Here is a 12,376-nt window from a genome sequence, read left to right on the forward strand (position 1 = left end):
CTTTAGGGGATTCAAGATCCCAGTGAGATCTCATCTTGAGGCAAGTTTCCCGCTTAGATGCTTTCAGCGGTTATCTCTTCCGAACATAGCTACCCGGCAATGCCACTGGCGTGACAACCGGAACACCAGAGGTTCGTCCACTCCGGTCCTCTCGTACTAGGAGCAGCCCCTCTCAAATCTCAAACGTCCACGGCAGATAGGGACCGAACTGTCTCACGACGTTCTAAACCCAGCTCGCGTACCACTTTAAATGGCGAACAGCCATACCCTTGGGACCGGCTTCAGCCCCAGGATGTGATGAGCCGACATCGAGGTGCCAAACACCGCCGTCGATATGAACTCTTGGGCGGTATCAGCCTGTTATCCCCGGAGTACCTTTTATCCGTTGAGCGATGGCCCTTCCATACAGAACCACCGGATCACTAAGACCTACTTTCGTACCTGCTCGACGTGTTTGTCTCGCAGTCAAGCGCGCTTTTGCCTTTATACTCTACGACCGATTTCCGACCGGTCTGAGCGCACCTTCGTACTCCTCCGTTACTCTTTGGGAGGAGACCGCCCCAGTCAAACTACCCACCATACACTGTCCTCGATCCGGATAACGGACCTGAGTTAGAACCTCAAAGTTGCCAGGGTGGTATTTCAAGGATGGCTCCATGAGAACTGGCGTCCCCACTTCAAAGCCTCCCACCTATCCTACACAAGCAAATTCAAAGTCCAGTGCAAAGCTATAGTAAAGGTTCACGGGGTCTTTCCGTCTAGCCGCGGATACACTGCATCTTCACAGCGATTTCAATTTCACTGAGTCTCGGGTGGAGACAGCGCCGCCATCGTTACGCCATTCGCACTTCTGATACCTCCAGCAAGCTTCTCAACTCACCTTCACAGGCTTACAGAACGCTCCTCTACCGCGTCATCAAAGATGACACCCGTAGCTTCGGTGCATGGTTTGAGCCCCGTTACATCTTCCGCGCAGGCCGACTCGACTAGTGAGCTATTACGCTTTCTTTAAAGGGTGGCTGCTTCTAAGCCAACCTCCTAGCTGTCTAAGCCTTCCCACATCGTTTCCCACTTAACCATGACTTTGGGACCTTAGCTGACGGTCTGGGTTGTTTCCCTTTTCACGACGGACGTTAGCACCCGCCGTGTGTCTCCCATGCTCGGCACTTCCAGGTATTCGGAGTTTGCATCGGTTTGGTAAGTCGGGATGACCCCCTAGCCGAAACAGTGCTCTACCCCCTGGAGTGATACATGAGGCGCTACCTAAATAGCTTTCGAGGAGAACCAGCTATCTCCGAGCTTGATTAGCCTTTCACTCCGATCCACAGGTCATCCGCTAACTTTTCAACGGTAGTCGGTTCGGTCCTCCAGTCAGTGTTACCTAACCTTCAACCTGCCCATGGATAGATCGCCCGGTTTCGGGTCTATACCCAGCGACTAAACGCCCTATTAAGACTCGCTTTCGCTACGCCTCCCCTATTCGGTTAAGCTCGCCACTGAATATAAGTCGCTGACCCATTATACAAAAGGTACGCAGTCACCTAACAAAGTAGGCTCCCACTGCTTGTACGCATACGGTTTCAGGTTCTATTTCACTCCCCTCTCCGGGGTTCTTTTCGCCTTTCCCTCACGGTACTGGTTCACTATCGGTCAGTCAGTAGTATTTAGCCTTGGAGGATGGTCCCCCCATATTCAGACAAAGTTTCTCGTGCTCCGTCCTACTCGATTTCATTGACAAGAGATTTTCGTGTACGGGGCTATCACCCACTATGGCCGCACTTTCCAGAGCGTTCCACTAATCTCAAATCAACTTAAGGGCTGGTCCCCGTTCGCTCGCCACTACTAAGGGAATCTCGGTTGATTTCTTTTCCTCAGGGTACTTAGATGTTTCAGTTCCCCTGGTTCGCCTCTTGCACCTATGTATTCAGTACAAGATACTCAGCTTATGCTGAGTGGGTTCCCCCATTCAGAGATCTCTGGATCACAGTCTGTTTGCCGACTCCCCAAAGCTTATCGCAGGCTACCACGTCTTTCATCGCCTCTGACTGCCAAGGCATCCACCGTATGCGCTTCTTCACTTGACCATATAACCCCAAGCAATCTGGTTATACTGTGAAGACGACATTCGCCGAAAATTCGCATGTTGCTCTTTCGAGCAGAACTCACAAATTTTACCTTAGCCTGATTAACCAGCAGTGAAACTGGCCATCAGTCTATATCTATCACATATCCGAATTTTTAAAGAACGATCTGACAAAAGTCAGAAATCAACATTCGAACTGAATGCTCATTTCTGAGTTCTGACAAGCTACTGCGTACGGCGAAAGTGGTGGAGCCAAGCGGGATCGAACCGCTGACCTCCTGCGTGCAAGGCAGGCGCTCTCCCAGCTGAGCTATGGCCCCGTATTCTACGGCTGAACCATGTAATGGTAGGTCTGGGCAGATTTGAACTGCCGACCTCACCCTTATCAGGGGTGCGCTCTAACCAACTGAGCTACAGACCTATAACAGGGTCGCGTTACAGCATCGTCTTTTACAATGAATCAAGCAATTCGTGTGGGAGCTCATCAGCAGGCTGATGTCGTCGATTAAGGAGGTGATCCAGCCGCAGGTTCCCCTACGGCTACCTTGTTACGACTTCACCCCAGTCATGAATCACACCGTGGTAACCGTCCTCCCGAAGGTTAGACTAGCTACTTCTGGTGCAACCCACTCCCATGGTGTGACGGGCGGTGTGTACAAGGCCCGGGAACGTATTCACCGCGACATTCTGATTCGCGATTACTAGCGATTCCGACTTCACGCAGTCGAGTTGCAGACTGCGATCCGGACTACGATCGGTTTTGTGAGATTAGCTCCACCTCGCGGCTTGGCAACCCTCTGTACCGACCATTGTAGCACGTGTGTAGCCCAGGCCGTAAGGGCCATGATGACTTGACGTCATCCCCACCTTCCTCCGGTTTGTCACCGGCAGTCTCCTTAGAGTGCCCACCATAACGTGCTGGTAACTAAGGACAAGGGTTGCGCTCGTTACGGGACTTAACCCAACATCTCACGACACGAGCTGACGACAGCCATGCAGCACCTGTGTCAGAGTTCCCGAAGGCACCAATCCATCTCTGGAAAGTTCTCTGCATGTCAAGGCCTGGTAAGGTTCTTCGCGTTGCTTCGAATTAAACCACATGCTCCACCGCTTGTGCGGGCCCCCGTCAATTCATTTGAGTTTTAACCTTGCGGCCGTACTCCCCAGGCGGTCAACTTAATGCGTTAGCTGCGCCACTAAAATCTCAAGGATTCCAACGGCTAGTTGACATCGTTTACGGCGTGGACTACCAGGGTATCTAATCCTGTTTGCTCCCCACGCTTTCGCACCTCAGTGTCAGTATCAGTCCAGGTGGTCGCCTTCGCCACTGGTGTTCCTTCCTATATCTACGCATTTCACCGCTACACAGGAAATTCCACCACCCTCTACCGTACTCTAGCTCGCCAGTTTTGGATGCAGTTCCCAGGTTGAGCCCGGGGCTTTCACATCCAACTTAACGAACCACCTACGCGCGCTTTACGCCCAGTAATTCCGATTAACGCTTGCACCCTCTGTATTACCGCGGCTGCTGGCACAGAGTTAGCCGGTGCTTATTCTGTCGGTAACGTCAAAACAGCAAGGTATTAACTTACTGCCCTTCCTCCCAACTTAAAGTGCTTTACAATCCGAAGACCTTCTTCACACACGCGGCATGGCTGGATCAGGCTTTCGCCCATTGTCCAATATTCCCCACTGCTGCCTCCCGTAGGAGTCTGGACCGTGTCTCAGTTCCAGTGTGACTGATCATCCTCTCAGACCAGTTACGGATCGTCGCCTTGGTGAGCCATTACCCCACCAACTAGCTAATCCGACCTAGGCTCATCTGATAGCGCAAGGCCCGAAGGTCCCCTGCTTTCTCCCGTAGGACGTATGCGGTATTAGCGTTCCTTTCGAAACGTTGTCCCCCACTACCAGGCAGATTCCTAGGCATTACTCACCCGTCCGCCGCTGAATCAAGGAGCAAGCTCCCGTCATCCGCTCGACTTGCATGTGTTAGGCCTGCCGCCAGCGTTCAATCTGAGCCATGATCAAACTCTTCAGTTCAATACTGCTTGGGTTTTTAAGAAACCCTAAACTTGGCTCAGCAATCTCAAATGACTATGTGATTTCTCGCATGGTCACTTGTGATGCTGATAATCTTTGTGACTATCAGTCCGTACTCACAAGCACCCACACGAATTGCTTGATTCGATTTGTTAAAGAGCGTTTGGTTAAGAGCTTTTCGTCTCAACCGAGGCGCGCATTCTACGCTTTCCTCATTTGCTGTCAAGCGTTTATTTTGAAGTTTTTTGCGAGAAACTCGTTTAGCTTCAAACACTTGACTCGCTGCGATCTCTCGTAGCGGGAGGCGAATCATACAGCGTTTAAAAACGCTGTCAACCATCATCTCAACCGCTGGCGATCATTTGATCGTAACCCTTTCAGTTCTTTCTGAACAACCTAACTCGTTGAATTTCAAGAAGTTTGTCGTTCCGATGTCGCTGGAAGTGGGGCGCATTATAAGGGGATTCGAAGGGGCGTCAACCTTTAATTTCATTTATTTGAAATGTTCCAGGCGAAGACCCTATCAAGGCCACCAGGTGCTGGCCACAACACCTTCTGCGCCTATGAGATCGAGCGCCGCCCGCGCGGCGCTTCGCAGCACAAGGCTGCTCCTACATCTGTTTCGGGCCAATTATTCCTGCGCCATTGGCGCGCGCACCCTGGGTGCATGGCTGGAGATTGATGAAGAACAGCAGGCGCAACCTTCGATATTGAATGGAACAGACAAGGCGGTCGCGCGCGCCAGGCACAGGAGAGACTGGCCCGAAACAGATGTAGGAGCAGCCTTGTGCTGCGAAGCGCCGCGCGGGCGGCGCTCGATCTCACAGGCGCCAGAAGAACAAAGGCAGGCACCTTTCACAACCAGTGAGGTTCAGCGCGCCGCCACCACACGCTCATTCGCCTGCCCCCGCTGACGCAGAGGCCGCGGCTGCCACCAGTTCTGCCCCGCGTGCGGAGAGTCAAGGCTGACCCGCTCCCCCATCTGCGGCGTGCTCAAGCGCACCTGCGCCTGGTTAGCCAGCGCCAGGATGCGTTCAAACGGCTCCTGCCAGCCGTGGATGGACAAGTCGAAGGTACCGTTGTGAATCGGCAACAGCCAGCGCCCGCGCAAATCCAGATGGGCCTGCAGGCTCTGCTCTGGCTGCATGTGCACATCGGGCCAGGCAACGTTGTAGGCTCCGGTCTCGATCAGGGTCAGGTCGAATGGCCCGAAGCGCTCGCCAATCTGCTTGAACCCATCGAAGTAGCCGGTATCGCCACTGAAGAATACGCGCACATCCTCGTCGACGATCACCCATGACGCCCACAAGGTCCGGTTGCTATCCAGCAGCCCGCGCCCGGAAAAGTGCTGCGCCGGGGTGGCAACGAAGCGCACGCCCTCGACCTCGCTTTCCTGCCACCAGTCCAGCTGCCGCACCTTCGCCGGTGCTACACCCCAGGTCATCAGCAGGTTGCCTACGCCCAACGGCGCCAGGAACACTCCCGTGCGCGGCGCCAGTTGGCGAATGGCCTGTTCGTCCAGATGGTCGAAGTGATCGTGGGACAATACCACCGCGGCCAACGGCGGCAACTGGTCCAGCGCCAGAGGCGGCGCATGGAAACGCAGCGGACCGGCCCACTGCACCGGCGAGGCGCGCTCGGCGAACACCGGGTCGGTAATGAAGAAACGCCCGCGCAACTTGAGCAATACCGTGGAGTGCCCCAGGCGCCACAGGCTACGATCAGGTGCGTCGAGCACCTGTTGCCGGGTCATGGGCTGGAGGCTGACCGGTGTGGCCGGCCGGGTTTCCGGCGGCTTGCGCAGGAACAGGTACTTGAGCCCGATGCGCAGCTTCTTCAATACGCCATCCTGTGGCAACAACGCCTGGTTGTGAAAACGTCCTTCCCGCTGGGGCGCCGGCTCGCCTGCGGGGTTGGCCAAAGGGACCATCAGCAACACTCCGAGCAACAGGAAAGCCTTCATGTTACCCCACAGTGATCGGATCAACCGTGAATTGGCTTGTAAGGTCATTTGTCGTCGATGAAACACTGTTCAACAATATTCATGCGAGTTATGCGATAAACGGCGCTCCGGCAGAAGAACGATGACCGAGATGGATAAACGCAGCGGCAAAGGCCTTTCATTCGTCAAACGCATCTACCTGCCGCGTGTCATCGGCCTGGGGATCGGCCTGTTCAGCGTCATGGCCGCCATGGCCCCGCTGTCACCGCCTACCTGGGCATGGCTGCTGGTGCTGTTCAACGGCCTGCTGTGGCCGCATGTGGCCTACCTGTGGGCCTCCCGTTCGGCCGCGCCCTACCACGCAGAACAGCGCAACCTGGTGCTCGACTCCCTGATGGGTGGGTTCTGGACCGCCGCCATGCACTTCAACCCATTGCCCAGCGTGACCGTGCTGTCGATGATGACCATGAACAACGTTGCCGCCGGCGGCAAACGCATGGTCTTTCGCGGGATGCTGGCCCAGCTGGCCGGCATGCTCGTCGCCATCCTGCTGCTCGGCCCCGGCCTGCAACTGAACGCCACACCTCTGCAGGTCTATGCCTGCCTGCCGATGCTGACGCTCTACCCGCTGGCACTGGGCTGGGTCTGCTACCAGCTGGCGATCAAGCTCGCCGAGCACAAGCGCCGCCTGAGCGCCCTGAGCCTCACCGACAGCCTGACCGGCTTGCTCAACCATGGCGCCTGGAAAGACCTGCTGCTGCTGAAGTTCCAGGCCTGCCAGCAGCAACAAGGGCACGCGGTGATTGCCCTGATCGACATCGACCACTTCAAGACCATCAACGACACCTTCGGCCACGTGGTCGGCGACTGTGTGTTGCGCCAGCTCAGCGCCGAGCTGCGGCGTAACCTGCGCGAAGGCGACCAGGCCGGGCGCTACGGCGGTGACGAATTCTGCGTGATCCTGCCGGACACCAGCGAGGCCCAGGCCTGCCAGGCCATGGAGCGCCTGCGCGAGCGGGTCGCCAGCTACCGCAACCCGCAGTTGCCACACCTGCGCATCAGCCTGAGCATCGGCCTGTCGGCATACGAGGTCGACCTGGCGTCACCCGAGCACTGGCTCGAACAGGCGGACAAGGCGCTATACACCGCCAAGCATGCTGGCCGCGACCAGGTCAATTTTTGCCCACAACAACGCCGCGGCGCTCAGGCTGGCCTATCCTGATTGAACCTCCTTCCTGACTACCTGGCGGGAGGCTGCCTGAAGGAGCCGCTCGCGCATGGCCAGGACCGCCAACCCTCCACCCGCTAGCCCTACACCGCGTTTCCAGGTGCGTCGCCTCATTGCCGGCTTCAGCGCAGTTTTCGGCCTGGTCTGCCTGGTCATCCTCGGCGCCCTGTTCAATATCGCGGGCACTCTTGACCACCAGGAGCGCCAGCGCAGTGCCTTGCAGGCGACCAAGGCGCTGGAACAACGGCTGCTCGCCTCGCGCCAGTTCCTGTCCAGCTACGCCGTTTGGGATGCGGCCTTCGAGCACCTGGCGGGCCAGGCAGACTGGAAATGGGCCTACGAAGAAAAGAACGTGGGCGAGTCGCTGTACAGCGCCAGCGGCTATGAAGGGGTGTTCGTGGTGGAGGACGCACGCACCACCTATGCCTTGTTCAAAGGCCAGCCTACCCAGGCAGCGGCCAATACCTATATTGATGCAGCGCTTCAGCCAATCATCGACCAGGCCCGGGCGGCGGCCGTCCCACGTGAACAGATCACCCGTTTCGTCCTGTTCAACGGTTGGCCGGCCGTGCTCAGTGCCGCGGCGGTGCGCCCGGACCGGGATGTCACCGATAGCGAGGTGAGCCAGGCGCCGGTAATGCTGTTCGTCGACCAGCTCACCGAGGACAAGCTGGCACAGCTGAGCAGCGGTGCCGGCCTTACCGGCATGCACGTGGAAAACAATGATGTGGGTGAGCACGACCACCTGCGCATCGACCTCGGCGATACCGGCTACCACCTGTCCTGGAGCAGCCCGCTGCCAGGGCACCAGTTGTTGCGGGCGGTGTTGCCCCCACTGGCAGGTGCCTTGCTGATACTCGGCCTGATCATGCTGTACCTGTTCCGCCATGCCTTGCGCAGTTCGCGGGCGATCGACCTTACGCTCGCCCATCTGCAGCAGAGCAACCAGGCCCTGGAGGCCAGCGAACAGCGTTTTCGTGCGGTGGCCGAGTCAGCCTCCGACTGGATCTGGGAAACCGACCGGCACCAACGCCTGACCTACCTGTCGCAGCGCTTTGTCAACGTCACCGGCTACCCGGTGGACGACTGGCTCGGCCAACCGCTCAATCAGTTGCTGGCCTGCGATACCACGCCGCTCTCGCCGTGGCTGGATGCCCTGGCCGCGGCCGACCCGCAACAACTGGCCAACCTGCGCTGTACCTACCGCGACCAGAATGGCCAGAACCGCTACTGCCGGATTTCGGCCCGCGCCATCTGGTACGACGGCAAGCCCGTCGGTTATCGCGGCACCGCCAGCGACATCACCGACGAAGTCGACGCCCATGCGCGCATCCAGCACCTGTCGCTGCACGACCCGCTGACCGGGCTGGCCAACCGCAACAAGCTCGCCCGGCACCTCGAGCAGGCACTATTGCGCGGCAGCGATTCGCCGCCACTGACCCTACTGCTGCTGGACTTGGACAACTTCAAGCCGATCAACGACTCCCTCGGCCACCCCGCCGGTGACGCCGTGCTGCAAGAGGTAGCAACGCGCCTGCGCGACAGCACCCGCGACGGCGACATGGTCGCGCGCCTGGGCGGTGACGAGTTCCTCCTGGTGCTCAGCGGCATGGACAACCGCAGTGAGATCGACCGCTTCTGTGCGCGCCTGATCAGTCTGCTGCAGCAACCGATCGTCTTCGATAACCAGCCCCTGCACGTTGGCGCCAGCATCGGGGTCGCCCAGACCCGCACCCAGGGCTTCGATGCCGGCGAACTGATCCGCTGCGCCGATATCGCCCTGTATCAGGCCAAGGCCGACGGCAAGAACACCTGGCGCTATTTTGCTGCCGAAATGAACCAGCAGATCCAGTACCGCCGCCAGTTGGAGAACGACATGCGGCGAGCCCTGCGCAACCAGGAGTTCGAGCTGTATTACCAGCCGCGCTACCGCCTCAACGACCTGCGCATCGTCGCGGTCGAGGCGTTGCTGCGCTGGCAGCATCCGCAGGAGGGGTTGCTTGGGCCGGACACTTTCATCCCGTTGGCCGAGCAGAGCGACATCATTGTCGCACTGGGCCGCTGGGTGTTGCGTGAAGCCTGCCGCACCGCCCACGACTGGCCTGCCGATGTGCTGGTTTCGGTGAACCTGTCGCCTGCGCAATTCCTGCGCAGCGATGTAGTGGCTGATGTACGCGAGATCCTGCTGGAAACCGCCTTCCCAGCCCAGCGTCTGGAGCTGGAAATTACCGAGAACGTGATGCTCAACGACATCGAAGGCGCGCTGGGTACCATGCTGTCGCTCAAGGAGCTGGGCGTACGCCTGAACATGGACGACTTCGGCACCGGCTACTCGTCGCTGGGCTACCTGCGCACCTACCCGTTCGACAGCATCAAGATCGACAAGCGCTTCATCGGCGGACTGAACAACACCGGCGGCAGCGACCGCGCCGTGGTCCAGGCCATCATCAACCTGGGCGAAGCGATGGGGCTTACGGTGACGGCCGAAGGGGTGGAGAGCGAGCAGCAGCTCAGGGCACTGACGAAGGACCGTTGCCACGAAGTGCAGGGCTATTACATGAGCCGGCCGCTGGACAGTGCCGGGCTCGAGGCTTTGTTACGGCAGGCAGCCCAGCGCTCGGCACCCTACCCGTAGCGTAGTTTGAAGGCTTGCGCAGTCCCTGTGGGAGCGGGCGCGTCGAGGCGTCGAACCGCCGCGAACACCGGCGAAGCCGGTGCCATACACCGAGTTGCATTCTTCGCGGGCACGCCCGCTCCCACAGGGATTTTCAGCACAGCTGCCGCAAGCTGCGCTCAGCCACGATTTCCGGCAGGTCGCGCCGGCGCAGGTAGGTGCGTAGCGGTTCACCGATGTTCAAACGGTCATCCACATGCTGCTCCAGCAACAGCGCCAGCCGTTCACGGCACAGGGCCATGCGCTGCCCTTGCTCGGGCCGCCAGACAAACTCGCTGCAGGGCGTGATGCTGGCGTCGGCCACGTCCATGCCGAACGAATCCTCGGAAAAACGCACGATATGCACACCGCGCTTGCCATGAAAACCGACAAAGCCCTTGAGCTGGTCGGCAGCGTTGCAGATGTCCTGGGAAGTGATGGCCATGACGTAACCTCGCAATGAAATCGGAAGATACGCACGCCAGGCGGGGGTGGTTGCCTCTACCGGGCAACTCGTGACTGGCAGCCTAACGCAAGCCGTCGCACAGGTGCCACGGTTTTCATCGATCAGCGACCATCGTCAACCTGCGAATGCAGCACCTCGCCCAGCCACTGCATGAAGGCCTGCACCCGGCGTGGCACGTGCCGTTGCCGGGCATACAACAGTGACACCGGCATGGCCGGGGCCTGCCAGCTTTCCAGTACCGAAACCAGCTCGCCGCGCTGCAGGTGTTCGGCCACACCCACTGCCGGCACCTGGATCAGCCCCAGCCCGGCCAGGCAGGCTGCCGAGTAGGCCTCGGCATTATTGACCGTGACCACGCCGGCCATGGCCTGGAAGTGCAGTTCACCGCCCTGCAGGTATTCGAAACCGGCGCTGCGCGCACCCAGCGTGCGCACATAATGCACAAGGTGGTGCTCGGCCAGGTCCTGCAGCGTGCGCGGCACGCCGTAGCGGGCCAGGTAGGCGGGGCTTGCACAGTTGCGCATGCTCAGTTGCCCGACCGGGCGCGCCACCACGTCCAGGTCGTGCAGGGCACCAATGCGCATCACGCAATCGAAGCCCTCACGCAGCAGGTCGACTTGGCGGTCGGTACAACTGAGCTCCACCTCCAGGCGCGGGAAGCGCTGCAGAAACTGCGGCAGCGCCGGAATGATGACCCGACGAGCCATCATGGTCGGCAGGTCGACCCGCAGGCGCCCGGCAAGCTCGGCATCGTCGGCACGGAACAGGGTCTCGATCTCATCCATGCCCGACAGCAGGTCCTTGCTGCGCTCATACAGCAAGGCGCCATCCTGGGTTGCCTGCACCCGGCGGGTGGTGCGGTTGAACAACTGCGTACCCAGCAAACGCTCCAGCACCCTGACCTGCTCCGACACGGTCGAGCGTGGCAGCCCCAGGCTCTCGGCAGCCAGGGTGAAACTGCTGACCTCACTGACCCGCACAAAGGTACGCAACAACTCCAGCTTGTTCACTTGGGGGCCTCGACTATCCGGTTTTACCGAACAGTATTTCCAAATTCGCTGGATTTAACAGCACCACACCGACCAATAACCTGTACCCATCAGCCCACCATGAGGTTTTCACCATGACCCGCAAGATTGCCCTGATCACTGGCGCCAGCCGCGGCCTGGGCCGCAACGCTGCCGAACACCTGGCCGCACGCGGCATAGATGTCATCGGTACTTACCACAGCAAGGCGGAGGAAGCCCAGGCCGTGGCCGCCCGGCTGGAGCAGGCCGGGGTCAAGGCCGCCATGCTGCAACTGGACGTCAGCGATAGCGCCAGCTTTGCCGGCTTCGCCGAACGCGTTGGCGCCACCCTGCAGCAACACTTCGGCCGCGAGCGTTTCGACTTCCTGGTGAACAATGCCGGGATCGGCTTGAACGTGCCATATACCGAAACCAGCGAGGCGCAGTTCGACCTGTTGCTGAACATCCAGCTGAAAGGGCCGTTCTTCCTCACCCGGCGCCTGCTGCCGTTGCTGGCCGACAATGGCCGCATCGTCAACATTTCCACCGGCCTGACGCGCTTTGCGCTGCCGGGGTATGCCGCTTATGCCGCTATGAAGGGGGCGATGGAAGTGCTGACCCGCTATCAGGCCAAGGAACTGGGGGGGCGTGGCATTCGCGTGAACATTCTGGCCCCGGGGGCGATCGAGACTGATTTTGGTGGCGGCGTGGTGCGGGATAACCGCCAGGTGAATGAATACATTGCTGGCAATACGGCGCTGGGGCGCGTGGGCTTGCCGGATGATATCGGGGCAGCGATTGCGCTGTTGCTGGAAGATGGCAATGGCTGGATCAACGGGCAACGGCTGGAGGTTTCGGGCGGGATGTTCCTCTGAAATCGAGAATTTGGGGCCGCTTTGCGGCCCATCGCATGAGCCTGGCTTGCCAGCGTTCGGGCCACAGAGTGGCCCCTGC

6 protein-coding genes, 2 tRNA genes, 2 rRNA genes and 1 pseudogene are annotated in these 12,376 nt (G+C 59.2%); 4 read left to right on the top strand and 7 right to left on the bottom strand.

Annotated elements, in window-relative coordinates:
- The 4 genes from A4C63_RS13475 to A4C63_RS13490 all read right to left on the bottom strand — a co-directional run.
- Window positions 1-2,084 (bottom strand): 23S ribosomal RNA (locus tag A4C63_RS13475); the annotation flags it as partial.
- A 243-nt stretch (window positions 2,085-2,327) separates the two neighbouring features.
- Window positions 2,328-2,403, bottom strand: a tRNA-Ala gene (locus A4C63_RS13480).
- Between the two features lie 24 nt (window positions 2,404-2,427).
- A tRNA-Ile gene (locus tag A4C63_RS13485) sits at window positions 2,428-2,504 on the bottom strand.
- A gap of 85 nt (window positions 2,505-2,589) precedes the next feature.
- Window positions 2,590-4,126, bottom strand: a 16S ribosomal RNA gene (locus tag A4C63_RS13490).
- Window positions 4,127-4,488: 362 nt separating this feature from the next.
- Here A4C63_RS13490 and A4C63_RS26335 point away from each other — a divergent pair.
- On the top strand, window positions 4,489-5,040 hold the full coding sequence (locus A4C63_RS26335) for a hypothetical protein (protein WP_156510878.1): 552 nt from the start codon (window positions 4,489-4,491) through the stop codon (window positions 5,038-5,040).
- Here the strand turns inward: A4C63_RS26335 and A4C63_RS13495 are convergent.
- On the bottom strand, window positions 4,998-6,089 hold the full coding sequence (locus A4C63_RS13495) for an MBL fold metallo-hydrolase (protein ID WP_063913092.1): 1,092 nt from the start codon (window positions 6,087-6,089) through the stop codon (window positions 4,998-5,000). The two genes, A4C63_RS26335 and A4C63_RS13495, sit on opposite strands and share 43 nt — an antisense overlap.
- A gap of 130 nt (window positions 6,090-6,219) precedes the next feature.
- Between A4C63_RS13495 and A4C63_RS13500 the strand changes: the two are divergent.
- Window positions 6,220-7,294: pseudogene (locus A4C63_RS13500) on the top strand (diguanylate cyclase).
- Window positions 7,295-7,345: 51 nt separating this feature from the next.
- Window positions 7,346-9,931, top strand: coding sequence for an EAL domain-containing protein (locus A4C63_RS13505; protein WP_063913093.1), 2,586 nt, complete (start codon window positions 7,346-7,348; stop codon window positions 9,929-9,931).
- Window positions 9,932-10,064: 133 nt separating this feature from the next.
- Here A4C63_RS13505 and A4C63_RS13510 read toward each other — a convergent pair whose 3' ends face one another.
- On the bottom strand, window positions 10,065-10,394 hold the full coding sequence (locus A4C63_RS13510; protein WP_015271519.1) for a DUF2025 family protein: 330 nt from the start codon (window positions 10,392-10,394) through the stop codon (window positions 10,065-10,067).
- Between the two features lie 122 nt (window positions 10,395-10,516).
- Window positions 10,517-11,425 (bottom strand): LysR family transcriptional regulator, encoded by a 909-nt coding sequence (locus A4C63_RS13515; RefSeq protein ID WP_063913094.1) that lies wholly within the window; start codon window positions 11,423-11,425, stop codon window positions 10,517-10,519.
- A gap of 113 nt (window positions 11,426-11,538) precedes the next feature.
- Here A4C63_RS13515 and A4C63_RS13520 point away from each other — a divergent pair, with 113 nt between their 5' ends.
- Window positions 11,539-12,297: an SDR family NAD(P)-dependent oxidoreductase gene (locus A4C63_RS13520; RefSeq protein WP_063913095.1), complete on the top strand. Its 759-nt coding sequence runs from the start codon at window positions 11,539-11,541 to the stop codon at window positions 12,295-12,297.
- Window positions 12,298-12,376 lie beyond the last annotated feature (79 nt).

Source organism: Pseudomonas sp. p21 (assembly GCF_001642705.1).
GTDB lineage: Bacteria > Pseudomonadota > Gammaproteobacteria > Pseudomonadales > Pseudomonadaceae > Aquipseudomonas.